Genomic DNA, 21,719 nt, shown 5'->3' on the forward strand with positions numbered 1-21,719 from the left:
CCCCGCCATTACGGCTTGAACTTGCCGTCCTATCCGGACGGAGTCTGGTATTTCAATCCGTTCGCCTGGCAGTTGCTGTTCGTATTCGGTGCCTGGCTGGCATTGGGAGGGGCAGCGGCAAGCCGCTGGCTGCTGTCGTCCCGCACGCTGCTCGTCCTGAGCGGCGGTTTCCTGCTCTTCGCGCTCGCGATGACGCTGGCTGAACGAATCCCGGGACTGCGGGACTACGTTCCCGATGGCCTGGCCGCGATCTTCATTCCGAACGACAAGACCAATCTGGCTCCATATCGCATTATCCACCTGGCGAGCCTGGTGTTCATCGTCGTCTTGCTCGTTCCAATCGATTGGCCCGGTCTGAAGTCGCCCTTCCTCCAGCCCTTGATCAGATGCGGCCGGCAGTCGCTCTCCGTGTTCTGCGTCGGGCTCTTTCTGTCGTTCGTCGCGCATTTCGTGCTCGAGTCCGGATCTGAGGGAGTGTGGTCCCAGCTGCTGGTCGGCGCCGCGGGCCTCTGGATCATGACGATCGTCGCCTACTACCGAACGTGGTCGAAGAACGTCGACAGGAGCCGTTCGGCCGGCGAGGAGGCGGGGGGATGATAACGTCCGAACTGATCTTCACCGAAGAAATCCAGGGCATCATTCTGCATGGTCTGCACTGGACCGCATCGACCATTGAGCTGCTCGGCGTGGTGGTGATCGTCTGTGGCGTTTTGGCTGCAACGGTCTGGTCGCTGACGGAGGTACGGCACGGCGCGCCCGCCGATGCATTTCGTTCCTATCGCGCCAATCTTGGTCGCGGCATCCTGCTTGGTCTCGAGTTTCTGATCGCCGCCGACATCATCGGCATGGTCGCGATCGTGCCGTCATTCGACCGGCTTGGAATCCTGGCACTGATCATCGTGATCCGCACGTTTCTGAGCTTCTCGCTGCAGATCGAGATCGAGGGGCGATGGCCATGGCGAAGGCATGACAGTGAGGTGCCGGATGCGGGACACGGCGGCCTTTGACACATCTACGCGTAAGAGTTGGCGGCGCTTCGCGTCTATATCACCTGACCCGCACATCGCTGCCCTCATCGTCGACCTCGATGAGCAGACGACCATCGAAACCAAACCCTGGAGAATGACAATGAATCGTCCGAACAAATTTGTCGTGAGTGCAGCAGCCCTTGTCATCCTCGTGCTGAGTCCGGTTGGACTGCCGTCCGCGGTCGCCGCATCCGATCCTGCGCGGGTTGCGATGATGGATGACGACAAGATGCCGAATAAGCCCGACCCGTCGGAGTCCGGCCGCGGCATGAACATGGGCCAGCCGGCAGGTCAGTCGCAGAACATGAGCGGCGGCCGGATGAGCGACGACAAGATGAAGATGCCGCCGCAGGGCCAGATGCGGGACTGCCAGGGCGCCGGTTGCCAGGACAATTCCGGCATGATGCCGATGATGCAAATGATGGAGAAGATGATGCGCGGCCAGATGGGTTCGTCTGGCAGCAGCAGCGCGATGAGCGGCCCGGCTGACGTGACCGAGCGGCTCGAAGGGCGGATCGCGTTTCTGAAGGCGGAGTTGCAGATCGGCGACAAGCAGGCTGCCGATTGGAACAATGTGGCGGATGCCCTGCGGTCGAGCCGGCAGCACCTGCTGGATGCGCGCAAGATGCTCGCAATGGACGACAAGCTGGGAAGCGCCGATCGTCTGGAGCATTACGAGCGGCACCTGTCCGAGCGCCTCGAGGCCCTCAAGGCGGCTCGGCTGGCCTTCACGCGGCTCTACGCGTCGTTGAACGAGAGCCAGAGGCAGACCGCAGACACGATCCTGCTGCCTCTGATTGCGTCGTTCTGAGCGCTGGAAGCGAGTGCGGGATCATGTTCGGTCTGCTGCTTCGATGTCGACCCGGCCGGTCTGCGCTCATCGTCCTGATGAGCCAGCTTGCGGTGAACGCCGCACTCGCATCGGACCTCGGCTCCGGCGTGGCGCATGAGGCCGGCCAGTTCTCTCGACGCTGGGAACTGGCGCAGGCCGCGGATGACCACGCGGCGCATCATCCCGCAGCCTCCGGCTCCGCCAGCGAGGCGGCGTCGCAGCCGGGCGGACCGGCAGATCCGAGCGGCGGCCATGTGGCCGGCGCGCCGGCCAGCGGTGCCACGGCAGGGATGATGGGAATGGACGGCATGATGGGCCGGCCGCGCAAGGAGTTTTACCCGGCACTGATGGAGATGCCGTCGCTGTCCGCCGAGCAGCGGAGCAGTCTGGAGGTCCAGGCGCGCCAGCGGATCAGTGCGGAGGCCGATCGCCTGGCGGGTGCCGAAATGGACCTGCGGCATGCAATCGCCGGAGGCGATGTCGTTGCCGCGGATCTGGCGTCGCGGCGGCTTCGCGAATCCCTGAATGCCGTTCAGAGTGGCGTGGTTGCGCTGCGTTCGCTGCACGAGGGCAAGCCGCCGCAGCAGGTCGCTCAGGCCTGGTTCAAATCGCAGATGAACCTGCCGCCTCAGCGGAGCGCTACGGATGCAGATGACGGCGCACCGGGAGTCTCCTGGTTTCACGTCACGACCATGGCGCTGCTGGTGCTGTTCTCGCTCGCGATGCTTGCCGTCTACGTCGCGCGCATGCGCAGGGCGAACGCGCTGGTCGACCGGCTGACGTGCGCAGCCCCGGTTGCTGTGGCGCCGCTCGCGTCCGCGACGGCCGCCGGCTCGCCGGACGGCAAGGCCGGGGCGACAGCTTCCCGGGAGCCAGATCGCCAGCCGCTGCGGGGCGAGGCCAGTCGCTCCTGGAAGGGCAAGCTGAGGGTCTGCGCGATCTATCCGGAGACGCCGAACGTGAAGACCTTCCGTCTGCAAGCACCCGACGGCGGCGCGATTCCGTTTGCGTTCCTGCCGGGACAGTTCCTGACCTATGCCATGGAGATCGACGGAAAGGTCGTCAGACGCTCCTATACGATCGCGTCGTCCGCGGCCCAGACCGCCTATGTCGAGACCACGATCAAGCGTGAAGATGGCGGGCTGCTGTCCGACTACATGCATGGCCATCTGAAAGAGGGAGACCTGATCGAGGTTACGGGCCCCTCCGGCGCCTTCACATTCACGGGCATGGAATCCGACAGCGTCGTCCTGATCGGTGGCGGGGTCGGCATCACGCCGTTGATGGCGGCGATCCGGTATCTCTCGGATATTGCATGGCCCGGCCAGATCTACCTCGTCTATGGCGCGCAGACGACCGAGCAATTCATCTTCCGGGACGAGCTGGAATATCTTCAGCGCAGGATGAACAACCTGCACGTGGCGGCCACGATGATGCGGGCTGCGGGCACGTCGTGGATGGGAAGCGAGGGGCAGATCACGGCCGAGTTTCTGGCTCACGCTGTGCCTGATCTCGCCGGACGACGCGTTCACTTGTGCGGTCCGCCCGGCATGATGGACGCGCTCAGGAAGACGTTGATCGGGCTCGGCGTACCGAACGAGCAGATCAAGGCGGAGGCCTTCGGACCTGCCCGCGGCGCCGTTCCGCCTCCCGGCCAGGTCGCGGTCGAGGCGCAGGTGCAGGGGGCTGAATCGAGCAATCGGGCGGCTGCAACGGTCGGTCCTGCAACGGCCACCGTTCGCTTCGCGAGATCCGGCAAGGCGGTGGCGCTGCCTCCGGACAAGAGCGTCCTGGAGGTGGCCGAGAGCGCGGGCGTTGCGATCGATTATTCCTGCCGGGCCGGCGTCTGCGGCGTCTGCAAGACGCATCTGTTGCAAGGAAACGTCACGATGGAAGTCCAGGACGCCCTGACCGCAGACGACAAGGCGAACGGTCTGATCCTCGCCTGCCAGGCGAAATCGGTCGGAGATCTGGTCGTCGAGGCCTGACATGATGGACGGAAGAGAGCGTCTGATCGCCGACGTCGTTCTGACGGCCCTGTTGCTGTTGGTGCCGGCGTTCCTGCTGCACGCCGACAGGCGGTTTGCAGGCAGCTTGGCGGGCTTCGTCCTTGGAGCCAGCGCCGCCGTGCTGATGGTTCTCCTTCTCGTGTATCCCATCACGAAATACAGCGTGGGTCTGAAGGCCCTGGTCACGCGATGCGTGTCGATGCCGACGCTCCTGGCGTTTCATGCCTATGCCGGAATCGCCGCGGCATTCTTCGCGCTGCTGCATACCGGTCACAAGTTTCAAAGCCCGCTTGGGATCGCCCTGGTGACCAGCATGCTGGTGGTTGTCGTCACCGGATTTGTCGGGCGCTACTACCTGCCGCAAACCGCGATGGAGCTCCGCCGGCAGCAGTCGCATCTGGCGACCTTGAGGTCGGCCTATGAGCACATTGCGGCGGCCATGTTGTCGCCCGACCGGGTGGTGCGCCATGATTCCGCCGGGCGCGCATCGGCGTCACAGAACGTGCCGCTGCTGCAACTCGTCGACGGCATTTCCGATTTCGAATCGGCGATCGGTTCGAGTGAAACGGTCAAGAGGATCTTCATGCAGTGGATCGGGCTGCATGTCGTGGCGGCGATCGTCATGTATGCGCTGCTCGCGGTGCATGTGGCGGCCGAGGTCTATTACGGGCTGCGGTGGCTCGCGTGACGATCAGGGGCGTGCTCTACGCCGTGATCGCGACACTGGCCGTCGCAAGCGCGGCCGTCGTGTCGGTCGCTCTCCATCGGGGCAGCCCCGAGGTCGTTCCGGGGTGGACGAGGCTTGTGATGCCCGGACCGCTTTCCGAAAAGCATGCATTCCTGTCCGGCAAATGCGAGAGCTGTCACACGCCGGTCAGGGGTGTCGATGCGGTGGCCTGTATCTCCTGTCATGCGCCTTCCGCCGGTGATCTTGCCAAGCAATCGACGGCGTTTCACGCCGCGGCGGGCAGTCAATGTTCCGGCTGCCATCTCGAGCACATGGGCGAGGTGCGGCCGATCAGGATGGATCACGCCTCACTGCTGCAGGTCGCGAGGCCTCCCACCGGCTGGGCATCGTTCGACCGGAGCGCTTCCGATCAATTGACGACGGACCTGAAGACGTTTCTGGGCCTGCCAACGTCCGACCGGCGGGAAAGGGCGGAGCTCGATTGCGCCAGCTGCCACAGCAACCGGGCGCCGCACCGCGAATTGTTTGGACGGGATTGTGCGCAGTGCCACGGGCTCGCGTCCTGGAAGATCACCGGTTTCCTGCACCCCTCGCCAACGTCGAGGGATTGCGCCCAATGTCACCAGGCGCCGCCGAGCCACTACATGGGCCATTTCGTGATGATGGATCAGATGATCACGGGACAGGAGCATGCATCGGTCAATCAATGCTTTCTGTGTCACAGAACCGACTCGTTCAACGACATCAGAGGCGTCGGCTGGATGAAGCATCATTGACCGGTGCGGTCGAGCGACGGCGCCGGGTGCCGTATATTACAGAATCCGGCGAAAAAATTCTGAGGTTCATTTAGCGCTGCATCGTGCGGCCGGACAGCTCGTCGAGCCCCAAAATCCCGCGACGTGCACTATGCTCATCCACGCTATTGCATTGACGATGCCGCGCGTGCCGTTTTCTGTTGGCCGTCCCTGCAACCAGAGCTATATGTTCCGGGTCGAGCAGTGGGTGCACAGATGTTTGGCTTGAGAAAGCCAAGGCGAAGGTGGTGGGGATGGCTTGTCGCCATCGCTTATCTGCTTGCTTCGATGACACCGTCTCTCGCGATCTCGATCGCTCTCGATGTATCGATTGCGCACGAGCATCACGCCGATCAGCCCGCGCATACGCATACGCACGATGAAGGCGCCGGATCGGCGGTGCATTCGCATGATGTTGCGATGGCCGGGGATTGCGACGACGACCAGGACCGGCCCGGCAACCGGCACGCCACCTGCTGCGGCTCAGTGCTGTGCTTCAGCGCCGTGTCGCCCCAGGCCCCCGGCATCGCGGAGTTCGTCGTGCCGCGCGCGCGCTGTGAAGCACAGCCTGATGTGATCGGCGACGCGGGTGCCTTCCGCCGTCACTACCGCCCCCCCATCGCCTAAACAGCTCCCGAAGACCGAACGGCGTCGCTCGAGGTTCGAGCGCGGATCGACACGTCTGCGAGGAGCGCAATGCCCCGGCAGATGACGGCGATGCGCGGCAGGACATCGCACATGGCGAAGCGGCAGGACCGGTCTCGGTCGTTGCTCGCGCGCGCTGAGCGTTGAGCGGAAGAACGCCGACATAGCGATCGCCGGCCTGTGGAGGGCGTGGTGACCGCGTCAACGCCGCTGGAGCGGTGATCTCTCGCAACTCTTGTTCGGGGCTGCTGCATCCGGGATCGCAGTCGTGACCGAATTGACGCGTTCCCGCTCCAACGAAGCGACCTGCCGGATGTCATGCAAGGACGATGCGTCATGAAATCGCCGAACGAGAGTCTGCCGGCGCAGACAGCCGGTTCCCTGGATGCGCAGGACACAGTCGTTCGTGCCGCCCTCGTCGGCAGTTACGATCGGCTCCGCAGCTATCTACAGCGTCGCTTTGGCGGGAAGGCGGAAGCGGAGGAGGTGCTCCAGGCGTTCATGCTGCGCGCGCTGGAGCGTTCCGGCGACATTCGCGATGCGGATTCGGTTCGAGGCTGGCTGAGCAGGGTCCTGGCGACCACCATCGCCGACTTTCACCGTCAGATCTCAAAGAGCAGAACGCGGGAGATGCCGTTCCCGCATGAGCTTAACGATCGTCTTGCGGCCAGCGAGGATGGCGCCGCGAATGCCGCGGTCTGCGAGTGCCTTTATACCCATCTATCCCTGTTGAAGCCGGAGCATGCCGAAGTGATCAGGAGGGTGGATCTCGCCGGTGAGGCGCGGGAGCTGGTCGCAGCCGATCTCGGTGTGACCGTGAACAATTTGACCGTCCGCCTTCATCGCGCCCGGCACGCCCTGAAGGAGCGTCTCGAGCAGACATGCGTCGTATGTCTCGAGGAAAACTTCTGGGAATGCCGCTGCGCCGACAACCGAGGTCCGACCTAACCCGCCTCGCGGCGCCGGTTTTCCTCGCCGTCGCGCTGGGCCAGCCGGCTGCGATGAGCGGCGAACAGCTCCAAGACCTTGTCGGCCGGCTTTGCGGCGCTGAACAGGTAGCCCTGCATCTCCGAGCAGCCGAGCGCGCGGAGCAGGCGTTGCTGCTCCTCGGTCTCGACGCCCTCGGCCGTGGTGGTCATGCGGCGGGCGGCCGCCAGGTTGACGACGGCCTGGACGATGCTGGCGGAGCCGTCGGGCCCGGCGATGTCGTTGACGAAGCAGCGGTCGATCTTGATCTTGTCGAACGGGAAGCGGTGCAGATAGCTCAGCGAGGAATAGCCGGTGCCGAAATCGTCGAGCGCGATGCGCACGCCGATGGCGCGGAGCTGGTGCAGGATCGTCAATGCCGTGTCGTCATCGCGGATCAGCACCGCTTCGGTGATCTCGAGCTCGAGCCGGCTCGCCGGCAGGTTGGAGGCGGCGAGCGCCGCCATGATCTTCAGCGCCAGCGTGCCGCTCTTGAACTGCACCGGCGAGACGTTAACAGCGAGACGGATGTCGTCGGGCCAGCTCGCAGCGTCGCGGCAGGCGGTCGCCAGCACCCATTCGCCGATCTCGTTGATCAGGCCGGTGTCTTCCGCGATCGGGATGAACTCGGCCGGCGAGACCATGCCGCGCTCGGGATGGCGCCAGCGCACCAGCGCCTCGCAGCCGGTGATGCGGTCGTCCTTCAGGCCGAGGCAGGGCTGGTAGTAGACTTCGAGGCCGCCATGGGCGATGGCGTGGCGCAGGTCGATCTCGAGCTGCCGCCGCTCGCGGACCTTGGCGTCCATCTCCGGCTCGAAGAAGCGATAGGTGCGGCGTCCGGCGGATTTGGCGGCGTACATCGCCATGTCGGCGTTCTTCAGGATCTGGTCCAGCGCGGTGCCGTGCCCCGGCGCCAGCGCGATGCCGATGCTGGCGTCGGTGGTGAGATGATGGCCCATGCAGTCGAAGGGCGTGCGGATGGCCTGGAAGACCCGGGCGACGAGATCGGTGACCTGCTCCGGCGACGTGACCGCGCTCTGCACGATGGCAAATTCGTCGCCGCCGAGCCGTGCCACAAAGTCGCCTGCGCCCGCGCAGAAGCTGAGCTTCGCCGCGACCGACTTCAGGAGTTCGTCGCCGACGAGATGACCGAGCGCATCGTTGACGCCCTTGAACTCGTCGATGTCGATGTAGTGTACCGCGATCTCTTCGCCGTCGGCGAGGGCCGCCAGCTCCGCGCGCAGATGCTCGTGGAACATGGTTCGATTGGGCAGGTCGGTCAACGCGTCGTAATGGGCGAGGTGGGTGATGCGCTCCTCGATGCGGCGGCGCTCGGTGATGTCCTCGTGCGTCGCCACCCAGCCGCCGTCCGCGAGCGGCTCGTTGAGGATCTGGATCGAGCGGCCGTCCGAGGTGTCGACCACCATGGAATTGCGCACCTGGATGTCGCGCAGCACGCGCTCGACATATTGACCGACATCGCCGGTGAACGAGCCGGTCGTCTTGCGATGCGCGATGATGTCGTGGAAGCTGGAGCCCGGCTTCACCACGTCGGGCGACAGGCCGTACATCTCGATATAGCGCTGGTTACACACCACGAGCCGCCGCTCGGCGTCGAACAGCAGCAGGCCCTGGGTCATGTTGTTGACGGCGCGGTCCAGGCGCTGCTTCTCCAGCGTCAGCCGTTCGCGCGAGAGTCGGTGCTGCTCCAGGAGCTTGCGCACGATCGCGATCAGCACGCCGGCAATCGCAAGCGCAGACGAGGCGGCGACCGAGATCAGGATGCCGATCTGCTCGCGCCAGTCCGTCAGGGCCGCCGCACGCGTCGTGGTGGCCATCATCAGGATCGGGAAGTGGGGCAGGGCGCGCGAGGAGATCAGGCGGTCCTCGCCGTCGACCGGGCTCATGAAGCGTCCGGCGAAGTGGTCGAGCCCGAAGACCCGCTGATGCTCGAACGGGCCGTTCCTGAAATTCCGTCCCATCAGTTCGCTGGAATGCGGATAGCGCGCCAGCAGCGTGCCGTCACGATGCAACATCGAGATCGTCGCGCTTTCGCCGAGCACGACGGTCTCGAAGAATTTTTCGAAATTGGCCGGCTCGATGCCGCGTCCGACCACGCCGATGAACTCGCCGTTCGGCCCCACGATCTTGCGCACGATCAGGATGGTCCAGGCGCCGGAAATGCGGCTGTGCACCGGCTCGACCAGCACGTCGGGCGCGTTCGGGTCGTATCGGAAGCTGCGGAAATAGGCGCGATCGGCGACGTTGACCTTCGGGGCCGGCCACGCCGTCGACGAGTTGATCAGATTGCCGTCGGCATCGATGACGTTGACGCCGCCCATATAGGGCAGCGCCTCGATCTTCGCGCGCAGCAGGCGGTGAATGTCCTGGCCCGAGAGGCGCTTGCGATAATCCTCGGCGCTGGCAACGCCGATGGCGCGGACATGGTCGACGAAATCCTTCTGGATGACCGCGAAGTCCTGCAACTGCTGATCGAAATGATGGGCGAGCATCAGCACGGTGTTTTCCAGCTCGCGGCCGGAGTTGCGCAGTGCGCGCTCGCGGAAGTTCTGTGCCATCAGGACCGCGCCGACGGCGATCGCGGCGATCAGCAGCGTACCACCCACGACCAGCCAGCGGATCGGTCCGCTGCGCACGAAAACCTGGTCGAAGAGGCGACTGCCGTATTTCGTCATCATGTCGATCGTTGCCGTACACACGCCAGGATCAATTCGTGACCCTCAAGACATCCGTCGGTTTACGGGAACGATGTGGAGGCGAAGTTAGGAAGCGCGGTTAATGCAACGTGAACGGACACGGACAAAAGCGATCGATGTGCGCGATGCAAGACCAGATGTAAGACCAGATGCAAGACCAGATGCAAGGCATGCAGGAATTGCCGCAAGGCGCGCGCGGTGCCGGTCAATTTCTGCCGGTCATGCCACGATCAACCGACGCTTAACCATCTAACATGCTGGCGATCCTCAAGGTCGCATTGGCACGTGATTTGCGAACAGGTCTGTCGATGACACGATGAGGATATGATCATGAAAAGCGTTTTGAAGAAATTCATTGCAGACGAATCCGGTGCGACCGCGATCGAATACGGCCTGATCGCAGCCGGCATCGCGCTGGCGATCATCGCCGTGGTCAACAATCTCGGCGCGACGCTGAAGCTGAAATTCGGATCGATCAGCTCGTCGCTGAAGTAGCGGTTCTAGGCGCGGTAATGGCCCGACTTGCCGCCGAGCTTCTCGACGAGATGGATGCCCTCGATGCGCACGCCGCGCTCGACCGCCTTGATCATGTCGTAGATGGTGAGGCATGCGACCGACACGGCCGTGAGCGCCTCCATCTCGACGCCGGTCGGGCCCGTCACCTTCACGCTGGCGCGGACGAGGCAGCCCGGCAGTTCTGCGTCGGGCTCGATATCGACGGTGACCTTCGAGAGTGCGAGGGGATGGCAGAGCGGAATCAGCTCGGAGGTGCGCTTGGCGGCCATGATGCCGGCGATGCGCGCGGTGCCGAGCACGTCGCCCTTCTTGGCGTTGCCCGCGACGATCAGGTCGAGCGTCGCCTTGCTCATGACGACGCGGCCTTCGGCGACTGCCAGTCGCTCGGTTGCCGCCTTGTCCGAGACGTCCACCATCCGCGCTTCGCCGGAGGCGCCGATATGAGTGAGGGCAGGGGTCTTCGACGGTCTTGCCTTCGACGATTCTGCCTTCGATCCTGCCTTGGCCGGCTTGCGCGCCATGTCAGCGCGTGCCCGTCGCGCGCGCCGAGCCCTCGCGTGCGAGCAGCGTGCGCGTGGCCGCGGTCACGTCAGCCTGCCGCATCAGGCTTTCGCCAACCAGGAAGGTCGACATGCCGACGCGCTCGAGGCGCGCGAGATCTTCAGGCGTGAAGATCCCGCTCTCGCCGACCATCAGCCGTTCCTCGGGGATCAACGGCGCCAATGTCTCGCTGGTTACGAGCGTGGTCTCGAAGGTGCGCAAATTGCGGTTGTTGACGCCGATCATCGGCGACCGCAGCTTCAGCGCGCGATCGAGCTCGGCGCGATCATGGATCTCGATCAGCACGTCCATGCCGTAAGCCAGGGCCGCGTCTTCGAGGTCCTTGGCGGTGGCGTCGTCGAGCGCCGCCATGATGATCAGGATGCAGTCGGCGCCATGCGCGCGGGCCTCGACCACCTGATAGGTGTCGAACAGAAAGTCCTTGCGCAGCACCGGCAGCGAGGTCGCTGCGCGCGCCGCCACCATGAAATCGAGATGGCCCTGGAACGAGGGCGTGTCGGTCAGCACCGACAGGCAGGCGGCACCGCCGGATTCATAGGCCCTGGCGAGCTGTGGCGGATCGAAATCGGCGCGGATCAGCCCCTTGGACGGCGAGGCCTTCTTGACCTCGGCGATCAGCGCGTAGTCGCCATTGGCGTGCTTGGCCTTGATCGCGCGCACGAAGCCGCGCGGCGCGTCTTGCGCCTTGGCCTTCGCCTCGACGATCGAGAGCGGCATCGCGCGCTTGGCGGCGGCGATCTCCTCGCGCTTGTACGCTTCGATCTTGGTTAGGATGTCCGACATGTCAGGCTCAGCCGTTCGAGACCGCGATCAGATGCTTCAGCCGCGCGCTTGCCGCGCCGCTGTCGAGCGATTTTGTACCGATGGCAACGCCCTCCTTGAGGTCCTTGGCGCGGCCGGTCACGACCAGCGCGGCGGCGGCGTTCATCAAGGCGACGTCGCGGTAGGGGCTCGGCTTGCCGTCCAGCACGCTTTGCAGCGCGATCGCATTGGCGTCGGCGTCGCCGCCCTTCAGGGCACTGGCCTCGCAGCGCGGCAGGCCCGCGTCCTCGGGCGTCACCTCGAAATTCCTGATCTCGCCATTGTGGAGTGCGGACACGAAAGTCGGGCCGGTGAGGGTGATCTCGTCGAGGCCGTCGGAGCCGTGCACGACCCAGGCGGATTCGGAGCCGAGATTCTTCAGCACCTGGGCCAGCGGCTGCACCCATTGCCTGGAGAAGACGCCGACCATCTGCCGCTTGACGCCGGCCGGGTTGGACAGCGGGCCAAGCAGGTTGAAGATCGTGCGCGTGGCGAGCTCGACCCGGGTCGGGCCGACGTTCTTCATGGCGGGATGGTGGGCGGGGGCGAACATGAAGCCGATGCCGCATTCGCGCACGCAGCGGCTGACCTGGTCGGGCCTGAGGTCGATCTTCACCCCGAGCGAGGCCAGCACGTCGGCCGCGCCCGAGCGCGACGACAGCGCGCGGTTGCCGTGCTTGGCCACCGGCACGCCGGCGCCCGAGACGATGAAGGCGGCACAGGTCGAGACGTTGACCGAGCCCGAGCCGTCACCGCCGGTGCCGACGATGTCGACGGCGTCCGCGGACGCATCGACGGTGAGCATCTTGGAGCGCATCGCCGAAACCGCGCCGGTGATCTCGTCCACGGTCTCGCCGCGGACCCTGAGCGCCATCAGCAGGCCGCCCATCTGCGAGGGCGTCGCCTCGCCCGACATCATGGCGTCGAAGGCTGACGCCGCTTCCTCACGCGACAGGCTGGCGCCGGTCGCCACTTTTCCAATGATCGATTTCAGGTCGTCCATCGCGTGCTTTCAACTCACTGGTTCGCGCCGGTCACCTGCGCGAAGGCGGCCTGATTAATGGTGGTCCCGATGTCGGTTTCAAGCTTGTTGACGTAGGAGGCGACCTGCTCCTCGGTCTGCGCCCGGTCGAGGGTGTCCTTCAGCTTCTTGACCGCGTCGGAGGCGGTATCGACCGCGGGATCGACGATGTCGGTGACGCGGAAGACGATCACCTCGCTGCCGCCGCTCACGGGCGCCTGGCCGACGCCGTCCTTGGCGGCGCGGAAGGCGGCGGCCACGACCACGGCAGGCACGCCCGCGGGCGTATCGTCACGCTTGAAGCCGCTCGCGGTCTCGACCTTGCGCCCGATCGCTGCCGCCTCGTCAGCGAGCTTGCCGCCCGCTTCGAGCTTCTGCACCATCTCGCCCGCCTTGGCCTTCAGCGTGGTCGCGATCTGGTCCTGGCGCCAGCGCGCCTCGACCTGGTCGCGAACCTCGTCGAGCGTGCGGTCGCGCGAAGGCGTGATGGCGAGCACGTCGTACCAGACATAGCCGCCCTTGAACGAGATCGAGTCGTTGTCGACGCCGACATCGGTGTTGAAGGCCTGCGACACCAGTTCGAGGCCCTGCGGGATGCTGGAGACGGGCTGGCCGTTCGGGGCGCGGCCGGAGCGATCGACGGCGTCGATGGTCACGGCCGTGAGGCCGAGCTTCTGCGCCGCGTCGATCACGCTCGCTCCGCCGCCACGCTCGTCCTCCATCTTGTCGCGGAGTTCGGCGACCTTGACGCGCGCGCGCTCGGTGGCGATCTCGCGCTTGATCTCGCCGGCGAGGCTGGTGTAGTCGGCCTCGATCCCCGGCTGGATCGTGTCGACCTTGATGATCGAGGTGCCGAGGCGGCCCTGGATCGGCTGGCTGATTTCATTGACGGGAAGCGAGAAGGCGGCGTCGCCGACCGCAGGATCGAGCGACGACTTCGTCACCAGCCCGAGATCGACGTCGGACGCACTCAGTCCGCGCTCCTTGCCGAGATCCTCGAACGACAGCCCGCCGGCGAGGCGCTCGCGGGCGGCCTGCGCTTCGGCGGCATTGGGGAATACGATCTGGTGGACCTGGCGCTTCTCCGGCGTGCCCAGCCGGTCCTTGCGCTGCTCGAACACCTTCTTGGCGTCCTCGTCGGAAACGGTGCTCCATTTGCCGATGTCCTCCGGCGAGACCACGACGAAGGCGATCTTGCGGTACTCGGGCGCGCGGAACTGGACCTTGTGATCCTCGAAATAAGCGGCGAGCGCCTCGGGTGAGGGCGCGTCGATGGTGCCCGCCTGCGCGGTGTCGAGCTTGGCGAATTCGATGGTGCGCTGCTCGTTCTGGAAGCGCGTCAGCACCTCGAGCATGGCCTTCGGCGGCTCGAGGCCGGCGCCGATCGTGCCGGTGATCTGCCGGCGCAGCGACACCTTGCGCTGCTCGGAGACGTAGCGCTGCTCGGTATAGCCGAAATTGCGGATCATGGCCTGGAAGCGGTTCGCATCGAAGCTGCCGCCGACGCCCTTGAAGTTGGGGTCGTTCATGATGACCTGGCGGATCTGGTCGTCGGACTGGCCGAGCCCGAGCCGGCGCGCCTCTTCGTCGAGGGCGGCTTCGGCGATCGTCTGCTGGAGCACTTGGCGGTCGAGGCCGAAGGCGCGCGCCTGATCGGGCGTCAGCGGACGGCCGAACTGGCGGCTGATCTGTTGCAGGCGGTCGGTATAGATCTGACGGAACTCGTTCAGCGAAATCTCGGTGCGGCCGATCTTGGCCACTGTGGACTGACCGAATCCCTTGAAGATGTCGGCGATGCCCCAAATGCCGAAACTGACGATCAACACGCCCATCACCACGCCCATAATGGTCTTGCCGAGCCAGTTTGATGAGGCCTTGCGCATTCCTCGAAGCATTTGGTCCAACTTGTCTGGTCAGGAGGGGAACGGGAGCGCGTCTTAATGCAGATTCCGCAAAAGCGCGTCACCAAATTGATCAATCATCATAAAGTGGTGGCTTTCCCCCCGCAACCTCGGGTCACGGGGCCTCGCGAAGCTGCGGTTAAGAGCCCCGAAGCGTTTTCCAGCGAAGTGGACCCCGGTTCGCGTCAGGAAAACGCGTCAAAACAAGAATCTGGAACTGCCGCGATAGCTCTGCTAGCGCATGCACAAATCTCATTTTGCTGGACATTGACATGACCGACGCCATCCGACCGCTGATCGCCGGCAACTGGAAAATGAACGGGCTGAAGGGCTCGTCTGCCGAATTCGACGCCATGCTCAATGGGGCGGCAGATGTGGCCGCCAAGGCCGATCTGCTGGTCTGCCCGCCCGTGACCCTGGTCGCCGCCTTCGCCGACAAGGCGCGCGGCAAGACCATCGCGGTGGGGGCCCAGGATTGCCATCCCAAGGCCTCCGGTGCCCATACCGGGGATATCGCCGCCGAAATGCTGGCGGACGCCGGGGCGACCGCCATCATCGTCGGCCATTCCGAGCGCCGCGCCGACCATGGCGAGGGCGATGCCCTGGTCAGGCAGAAGGCCGAAGCCGCCTGGCGTGCCGGGGTGACGGCGATCGTCTGCATCGGCGAGACGCAAGCCCAGCGCGACGCCGGCCAGACCCTCGATATCCTCCGCGGCCAGCTCGACGGCTCGCTCCCGGACGCCTCGACCGCCGCTAATCTGGTCGTGGCTTATGAGCCGGTCTGGGCCATCGGCACCGGCCTGACCCCCACGGCCAAGGATGTCGAGCAAATTCACGGGTTTATCCGGGAGCTCCTGATCTCCCGGTTCAGGGACGCCGGCGGTAGGATGCGGATCCTCTACGGCGGCTCGGTCAAGCCCTCGAACGCGGCCGAGCTGATGGCGGTGAAGAACGTCAACGGTGCGCTGGTCGGCGGCGCCAGCCTGAAAGCGGCCGATTTCCTTGCGATCGCCAAGGGCTGCCCCTAGCTCATTCAAAGCTTTGGTTCGGGATTGATCGGGGGTGGCAATACCCCCTCCGATCGTGTAACACCGCGCAACTTCAGGAAAACCCGCGAAGCGCGATCGGCCGCCGTCAGGCGCCGCCCGCTTGTGACGGAAGGGCACTATGCAGACTGTTGTCATCGTCATCCACCTCATGATCGTCGCCGTCATGATCGGCGCCGTGCTGCTCCAGAAGTCGGAAGGCGGTGGCCTCGGCATGGGCGGCGGCGCCGGCTTCATGTCGAGCCGCGGCACCGCGAATCTTTTGACGCGAACCACCGCGATTCTGGCTGCGGGCTTCTTCCTCACCAGCATGTTCCTGTCCTGGCATGCGGGCTACAGCCGTGCGCCGTCCTCGATCATCGGCACGCCGGCGTCCCAGACCCAGCCCGGCGGATCGCCGATCTCGGCTCCGACCTCGGGCGGCATCCTGGATTCGCTCAAGAAGGCCGACGAGCAGCAGCAGGCGCCGGCTCCGAGCGGCCCGCAGGTGCCTCGTTCGCAATAAAGCAGGGGGGCCATGCAGGACGGCGGCTACCGTCCTGCATGAACAACCCCCATCAAGGCTCTGTCACCACTCTCAGTTTTGGCTCACCCACAGGCCCGCAGAATCTTTGGGGCGGAATACGAATCGCTTTGGCGAATCGAATTCGAGGGATTAGAGGTTAAGTCCCATGGCGCGGTACATATTCATCACCGGCGGCGTGGTCTCTTCGCTCGGCAAAGGTCTGGCTTCAGCGGCACTCGGTGCCCTGTTGCAGGCGCGGGGCTACAAGGTCCGCCTCCGCAAGCTCGACCCCTATCTCAACCTCGATCCCGGAACGATGTCGCCGTATCAGCACGGCGAAGTGTTCGTGACCGATGACGGCGCGGAGACCGATCTCGATCTCGGTCACTACGAGCGCTTCACGGGCCGGCCTGCGACCAAGGCCGACAACATCACGACGGGGCGCATCTACCAGGACATCATCTCCAAGGAGCGCCGCGGCGATTATCTCGGCGCGACCATCCAGGTGGTTCCGCACGTCACCAATGCCATCAAGGAATTCGTCCTCGACGGCAATGACGACTACGATTTCGTGCTGGTCGAGATCGGCGGCACAGTCGGCGACATCGAGGGCCTGCCGTTCTTCGAGGCGATCCGCCAGCTCAAGAACGAACTGCCGCGCGATCACGCGGTCTACATCCATCTGACGCTGCTGCCCTTCATCCCGAGCGCCGGCGAGCTCAAGACCAAGCCGACGCAGCATTCGGTGAAGGAGCTGCGCTCGATCGGCATCCAGCCGGACATCCTGCTCTGCCGCACCGATCGCGAGATCCCGAAGGAGGAGCGGCGCAAGCTCGGGCTGTTCTGCAACGTCCGGGAAAGCGCCGTGATCGAGGCGCGCGACGTCGACAACATCTACGCCGTGCCTGAGGCCTATCACAACGCGGGCCTCGACGACGAAGTGCTCGCCGCTTTCGGCATCGGCTCGCGGATTCCGCCCGAGCTGCGCAGCTGGCAGCAGATCAACGAGCGTGTCCGCAATCCCGAAGGCAACGTCACCATCGCCATCGTCGGCAAATACACCGGCATGAAGGATGCGTATAAGTCGCTGATCGAGGCGCTCTCGCACGGCGGCATCGCCAACAAGGTGAAGGTCAATCTCGACTGGATCGAGAGCGAGATCTTCGAGAAGGAAGATCCGGCGCCGTTCCTCGAGCACGTCAACGGCATCCTGGTGCCCGGCGGCTTCGGCCAGCGCGGCGCCGAAGGCAAGATCCGCGCGGCCCGGTTCGCGCGCGAGCGCAACGTGCCGTATTTCGGCATCTGCTTCGGCATGCAGATGGCGGTGATCGAGGCGGCGCGAAATCTCGTCGGCATCGAGGACGCCAACTCCACCGAGTTCGGTCCGACCAAGGAGCCCCTGGTCGGCCTGATGACCGAATGGCTGCGCGGCAACGAGCTCGAGAAGCGCTCGCAGGCCGGCGATCTCGGCGGCACCATGCGGCTCGGGGCCTATCCCGCCGCGCTCAACCGCGGCAGCCGTGTCTCGCAGGTCTATGGCGGCGCGACCGAGATTTCCGAGCGCCACCGCCATCGCTACGAGGTCAACACCGCCTACAAGGATCGCCTCGAGCAGCACGGGCTGAAATTCTCAGGGCTTTCGCCGGACGGCGTGCTGCCTGAAATCGTCGAGTACGAGGATCACCCCTGGTTCATCGGCGTGCAGTTCCACCCCGAGCTGAAGTCGCGGCCGTTCGAGCCGCACCCGCTGTTCGCCTCCTTCATTCAGGCGGCAATGGTGCAGAGCCGGCTGGTCTGACGTTCGTCGCGATCTCCTCGCGCTTTAGTGGGCTGACGAAGTCGGCTTGGCTGACGTGGTCGCGCCTTGTGCCTTCAGGCGCTCGAGCTCGAGTTTGGCAACGATGTACTCGATGTAATCGATCACGCCGAGCTCCCGCGTTTTCTCGAACGCGGCCCGCGCCTTCTCGATCTCGCCTGTGACGAGATAGTGCTGGCCGAGGTAGAAATGGGCTTCTGTCAGCGCCATCTGGCGTTCGTCGCCGGCTTTCTTGTCGAGTGATTTGAACATTTCGTCCGGCGACAGCGCGCCGGTCAACATGGCCAGCGCAGCCCGCGGCCAGTCGCCATGCGCCTCCGCTGCCGCCCGCGCGATGAGCTCCGGCGGAACCGGCTTGCGCAGGCGTCCGCTCGTTGCCACCAGCCACACCTCGCTGAACAACCTGGTCTCCGCGTCGCCCAGTTCGCTCGCCTTGGCGAAGTCGGCATTGGCGTCCTCGACCCGGCCGGCAAACAGTTTCGCCAGTCCGCGGGAGCGGAACGCGGTGCCGTCGGAGCCACCGCCGAGTGCAATCGCATTGGCGTAGTCGGTCTGGCTCTTCTCGAACTGTCCGCTCCGGAAATTGATGTCTGCGCGGCACGTCAGCGGGATCGGCGTATTCGGTGCGAGCCGAACGGCGCTGTTGGCGTCCCGCATGGCCTCCTCGATCTGGCCAAGGTCGGCCTGTGCGACGGCGCGGAAGCAATGAGCATTGGCGAGATCGGAGCCGGCGATCTTTCCGCCACCGATCGTCTCGTTCAACTTCTTGACGAGTTCGACCCGCTGCTCCTGGAGCCGATGCGTCAGATCCGATTTCGAGGCCTCGGCGGCGCTGACGAATGCCTTGTTGACGAAGAAGCTGCCCCCGATCGCCTTGTTGAGCGCACGGAGATCCTCGGCATAGGCAGAATAGTCTGCGGCCTCGACCGAGGTTTGCAGCGTCTTCAGATCGACCGCCTTTCGCGCCACGTTGCCGCGAAAGGACTCGGTGAGGCCGGCACTGAAATACTTGTTGCTGACGGTCGGCGCGCGCGGATCGATGCTGCCGCTGACCTGCTCCGGAAACGTCATCTCGAAGCTGTACTTCGCGTGAAAGGGATATTTCAGAATCCGCAGCGGTGTAGCTCGGTTCGCCGACGGCGAGCTGGTCAGGGCGCCCTGCAGACTGTCCGGAGCAAAGGCGACGACCCAATTGACGTCCACTTCATTCGCGAGCTTCGGAATCCTGTAGCTGGCCGAGATCGAAAATTCGTTGTTGACGGTGTCGTCGTGGAGTTCCGGGGTGCCCATCAGTTTGGCGCCGGGATAGCGACGTTCCATCGCATCGCCGATGGACCTGTTGATCTGCTCGCGCGGCATCCGATCGTAGCCGATCCGAAGGGCCTCGGCAGCCACGCCGTGCCAGACGCGCTTCACGTCCAGCTGGCCTTCTTCGCCAAAGCGTGCGAGCGAGGCACGCTCGGTGAGCTCGTCGCCGACGATGTCTTCGGCGGCCGGCACTTGCGACACGGCATTGCTGTCGCGCGCCACGACCAGCACCTGGACGCCGTCATGCGCCTGGCCCATCCGGTCGAGCCGGCCATGTTGCCCGAGCCGGGTGGGATCGAGGAAATAGGATTTGCCGTCGACCGTAGCCTGCACGATGGCATGATCGAAGAACTGCGGACTGGGCAGTGTCTTCTCCAGTCCGCCGTGCCGTCCGATTTGCAGCAGGACCGGCTTGCTCTCGATGCCAAGTTCGTGGAGCAGGGTGACCAGCAGCAGCGACTTGTCCTTGCAGTCGCCGTATCGGCGCCGCAGGACCTCGTCCGGTGATGCCGGGCGGTGCGAGCTCTCGCCGAGCGAGACCGAGAAGTAGCGGATTTGCGACTGGGCGAACTCGAGCGCGGCCACGACGCGGGCCTGTGCCGACGGCAGCGCCTTGATCCGTTTCACGACCTCGCTGAACTCGCCGTCGCGCGGAGCGCTCACCGTGAACAATTTGTTGGCCCAGCCCGCGACATCGCTCCAGCCGCTGAATTCGGAGAACTGCACGAGGCGGACTCCGAAATACTCAGGCGCGGTCATCGCTTCAGCGGTCATTGTCGGCAAAGGCTGCTCGTCGAAGGCGACGCGTTTGACGCCGTTGCGGACCGTCTCGGCCGGGGTCATGTGAGGCAGCAGCGGCTGGTCACCGACCACGCGCCAGGCGATCGGTCGGCCGACGGGGTAGTTCAGCACGACCCGCCGATGGAGGGTCGGCAGACCCAGATCCCACGGCGACAGTCCGAAGGCCTTGCCGGCAAAGACCGGGTTCTGACCCGACGTCGTGTAGGCGATCTCGATCGTGTCACCGACGCGCACGTCGTCGATCAGAATGGAGGCGGTGACGCGGCCGCTGTACATGCCGCGTTCGAGATCCTGCTCGCGCTGGAGGAAGCGGATGCTGGACGTCGAGGTGCGATCGAACTGCTCCGCTCCGCGATAGATGCGGATCGCGTGGAGCTGCACGCGCTCGTATTCGGGCACGAAGGGGATCGAATACCGGCCTGCCGCCGTGAGCGCGGCGGCATCATTGATCAGCATCGCGCGCCGCGTGTACATCTGCGGGACCTGGCCGAGCTGATATTGCGTATCGGCGAGGCGTATCACGACCGGAAGCGTGGAGGTCGTCTGGGGCAGCGGCAGCTGCTCAACCCACGCCGGTACGGGATCGGCGAGGGTGAAGGCGTTGCTCTCGACCTGGACTTCCTTTAATTGCTGGGCGGGAGCAGGCTGTGCAGAGATGTTGTGGGACACCAACAGGCCGGCGAGCACGACGCCCGCGCGGAAAAACTTTGCCAGATACATGCTTCACCTCTGCCACTCAGAGGTTGTATAAATGATGCGGCGCGGCTGATCAATGCGAACGCCGTGGCCGCACCTTCAACTGCATCCGCGGTGCGCATCCATCGTTCAGGCGATGGTGCGGTCGCGTCCGGCTTTTGCATCGGATCCCGGCACGAGCGGCACGGAGGTCGCTGGCGCCGCCGATGCTGCGACGACTTTCATCTGCGGACGGCGCGTCAGCCTGTAGACGGCGGCGGGGGGCACGTTCAGGAAGGCGCGGTCCACCAGCGCTGCGCGCAGGCCGAGACGGTCGAGCACCCGCCGCGGAATCGGGCAGCTCATGCCGTAGGTGAACTGGTAGAAGGCACCGCCCGGCCGGACATAGCTGAAGGCGCCGCTGACGATCGAGATGACCTTGCGCTTGGGCATGTTGAGCAGCGGCAGCCCGCTCACGACCGCGCCGACGGGGGCGCCGTCATAGAGACGCTCCGTGGTGAGCCGCGCCGCGTCCATCCACAGCACGCGCGCGCCGGGAAAGCGCATCTGCAGCAGCTTCATGAAGTCGGAGCCGTATTCGATCAGCGTGAGATCCTGCGGCCGGACGCCGCGCTTGAGCAGCTTGTAGGTGAACGCGCCGGTGCCGGGACCGAGCTCGAGGATCGGGCCCGTCGTCGCACTGATCTCGCGCGTGATGAGATCGGCGAGCGCCGCGCCCGATGGTGCGATCGCGCCGACCCGGCGCGGGGACGACAGCCAGGACAGGAAGAACGAGAGAAAATCATTGGGCATGCGCACTCCGGCATCTTGGTTGCACCTCTTGGGGCGGAGGTGAGACGGATGCAGTGTTGCGACAGCGCATTGCGACAGCATTGCGCTATGGGATGCGAATGCGGATTGAATCAGCTCTGCCGCATCGGCGGCAGCGTCATCCCGAAGCAGGCGCCGCCACTCGGCCCATCCGTCACCGAGACGTGGCCGCCATGCAGTTGCAAGATCTCGCGCACCATGTTGAGGCCGAGGCCGGCACCGCGATCGAGCGGCGCCAGCCGATAGAACGGCTCCCAC

The 21,719-nt window shown here is 64.9% G+C and carries 20 protein-coding genes; 12 read left to right on the plus strand and 8 right to left on the minus strand.

What is annotated here, in order from left to right; all coding sequences use genetic code 11:
- The 8 genes from opgC to PMI42_RS18490 all read left to right on the plus strand — a co-directional run.
- On the plus strand, positions 1-597 hold a 597-nt coding region (opgC, locus tag PMI42_RS18455; RefSeq protein ID WP_008136812.1), incomplete at its 5' end, for an OpgC domain-containing protein.
- Positions 594-1,007, plus strand: a complete 414-nt coding sequence (locus tag PMI42_RS18460) for a DUF1622 domain-containing protein (RefSeq protein WP_008136813.1) — start codon at positions 594-596, stop codon at positions 1,005-1,007. The genes opgC and PMI42_RS18460, both read left to right, overlap by 4 nt.
- Positions 985-1,839 carry a Spy/CpxP family protein refolding chaperone gene (locus PMI42_RS18465; protein WP_085969636.1) on the plus strand — a complete coding sequence of 285 codons (855 nt, stop codon included), beginning with the start codon at positions 985-987 and terminating at the stop codon, positions 1,837-1,839. Before PMI42_RS18460 ends, PMI42_RS18465 begins: the two co-directional genes overlap by 23 nt.
- Positions 1,840-1,862: 23 nt before the next feature.
- On the plus strand, positions 1,863-3,848 hold the full coding sequence (locus PMI42_RS18470) for a 2Fe-2S iron-sulfur cluster-binding protein (protein WP_008136816.1): 1,986 nt from the start codon (positions 1,863-1,865) through the stop codon (positions 3,846-3,848).
- A 1-nt stretch (position 3,849) separates the two neighbouring features.
- A complete protein-coding gene (locus PMI42_RS18475) occupies positions 3,850-4,557 on the plus strand; it encodes a hypothetical protein (protein WP_008136818.1) in 708 nt (235 codons plus the stop codon).
- The gene (locus tag PMI42_RS18480) at positions 4,554-5,333 is read left to right on the plus strand and encodes a hypothetical protein (RefSeq protein WP_008136820.1); all 780 of its coding nucleotides are present in this window, start codon (positions 4,554-4,556) and stop codon (positions 5,331-5,333) included. Before PMI42_RS18475 ends, PMI42_RS18480 begins: the two co-directional genes overlap by 4 nt.
- 234 nt (positions 5,334-5,567) lie before the next feature.
- Positions 5,568-5,978 carry a hypothetical protein gene (locus tag PMI42_RS18485; RefSeq protein ID WP_157195776.1) on the plus strand — a complete coding sequence of 137 codons (411 nt, stop codon included), beginning with the start codon at positions 5,568-5,570 and terminating at the stop codon, positions 5,976-5,978.
- Between the two features lie 354 nt (positions 5,979-6,332).
- Positions 6,333-6,944, plus strand: coding sequence for an RNA polymerase sigma factor (locus PMI42_RS18490; protein ID WP_008136823.1), 612 nt, complete (start codon positions 6,333-6,335; stop codon positions 6,942-6,944).
- Here the strand turns inward: PMI42_RS18490 and PMI42_RS18495 are convergent.
- Entirely contained in the window at positions 6,941-9,661 is a 2,721-nt protein-coding gene (locus tag PMI42_RS18495) for a bifunctional diguanylate cyclase/phosphodiesterase (protein ID WP_008136826.1), read from the minus strand. The two genes, PMI42_RS18490 and PMI42_RS18495, sit on opposite strands and share 4 nt — an antisense overlap.
- A gap of 348 nt (positions 9,662-10,009) precedes the next feature.
- Here PMI42_RS18495 and PMI42_RS18500 point away from each other — a divergent pair, with 348 nt between their 5' ends.
- A complete protein-coding gene (locus PMI42_RS18500; protein WP_008136827.1) occupies positions 10,010-10,174 on the plus strand; it encodes a Flp family type IVb pilin in 165 nt (54 codons plus the stop codon).
- 5 nt (positions 10,175-10,179) lie between these two features.
- Here the strand turns inward: PMI42_RS18500 and moaC are convergent, their stop codons facing one another.
- The 4 genes from moaC to PMI42_RS18520 are packed head-to-tail and all read right to left on the minus strand — an operon-like array spanning position 10,180 to position 14,473.
- Complete coding sequence (moaC, locus tag PMI42_RS18505; RefSeq protein ID WP_008136829.1) at positions 10,180-10,716, minus strand: cyclic pyranopterin monophosphate synthase MoaC; 537 nt, start codon at positions 10,714-10,716, stop codon at positions 10,180-10,182.
- Between the two features lies 1 nt (position 10,717).
- Positions 10,718-11,539: an indole-3-glycerol phosphate synthase TrpC gene (gene trpC, locus PMI42_RS18510; protein WP_008136830.1), complete on the minus strand. Its 822-nt coding sequence runs from the start codon at positions 11,537-11,539 to the stop codon at positions 10,718-10,720.
- A gap of 7 nt (positions 11,540-11,546) precedes the next feature.
- Positions 11,547-12,560, minus strand: coding sequence for an anthranilate phosphoribosyltransferase (gene trpD / locus PMI42_RS18515; protein ID WP_008136831.1), 1,014 nt, complete (start codon positions 12,558-12,560; stop codon positions 11,547-11,549).
- A 14-nt stretch (positions 12,561-12,574) separates the two neighbouring features.
- Positions 12,575-14,473 carry a peptidylprolyl isomerase gene (locus tag PMI42_RS18520; RefSeq protein ID WP_008136832.1) on the minus strand — a complete coding sequence of 633 codons (1,899 nt, stop codon included), beginning with the start codon at positions 14,471-14,473 and terminating at the stop codon, positions 12,575-12,577.
- A gap of 278 nt (positions 14,474-14,751) precedes the next feature.
- Between PMI42_RS18520 and tpiA the strand changes: the two genes are divergently transcribed.
- The 3 genes from tpiA to pyrG all read left to right on the plus strand — a co-directional run bounded on the left by tpiA (position 14,752) and on the right by pyrG (position 17,828).
- Positions 14,752-15,507, plus strand: a complete 756-nt coding sequence (gene tpiA / locus PMI42_RS18525) for a triose-phosphate isomerase (RefSeq protein WP_008136833.1) — start codon at positions 14,752-14,754, stop codon at positions 15,505-15,507.
- A 139-nt stretch (positions 15,508-15,646) separates the two neighbouring features.
- Entirely contained in the window at positions 15,647-16,030 is a 384-nt protein-coding gene (gene secG / locus PMI42_RS18530; RefSeq protein WP_008136834.1) for a preprotein translocase subunit SecG, read from the plus strand.
- Positions 16,031-16,196: 166 nt separating this feature from the next.
- The gene (pyrG, locus tag PMI42_RS18535; protein WP_008136835.1) at positions 16,197-17,828 is read left to right on the plus strand and encodes a CTP synthase; all 1,632 of its coding nucleotides are present in this window, start codon (positions 16,197-16,199) and stop codon (positions 17,826-17,828) included.
- Between the two features lie 24 nt (positions 17,829-17,852).
- Here the strand turns inward: pyrG and PMI42_RS18540 are convergent, their stop codons facing one another.
- The 3 genes from PMI42_RS18540 to PMI42_RS38020 form a co-directional block, all read right to left on the minus strand.
- Entirely contained in the window at positions 17,853-20,675 is a 2,823-nt protein-coding gene (locus tag PMI42_RS18540; protein WP_008136836.1) for a DUF3857 domain-containing protein, read from the minus strand.
- 105 nt (positions 20,676-20,780) lie between these two features.
- Positions 20,781-21,443 carry a class I SAM-dependent methyltransferase gene (locus PMI42_RS18545; protein WP_008136837.1) on the minus strand — a complete coding sequence of 221 codons (663 nt, stop codon included), beginning with the start codon at positions 21,441-21,443 and terminating at the stop codon, positions 20,781-20,783.
- A 110-nt stretch (positions 21,444-21,553) separates the two neighbouring features.
- Positions 21,554-21,719, minus strand: a 166-nt coding sequence (locus tag PMI42_RS38020) for an ATP-binding protein (protein ID WP_008136840.1), incomplete at its 5' end; no start/stop codon positions are given.

The sequence above is a fragment of the Bradyrhizobium sp. YR681 genome (assembly GCF_000282615.1).
Lineage (GTDB): Bacteria > Pseudomonadota > Alphaproteobacteria > Rhizobiales > Xanthobacteraceae > Bradyrhizobium.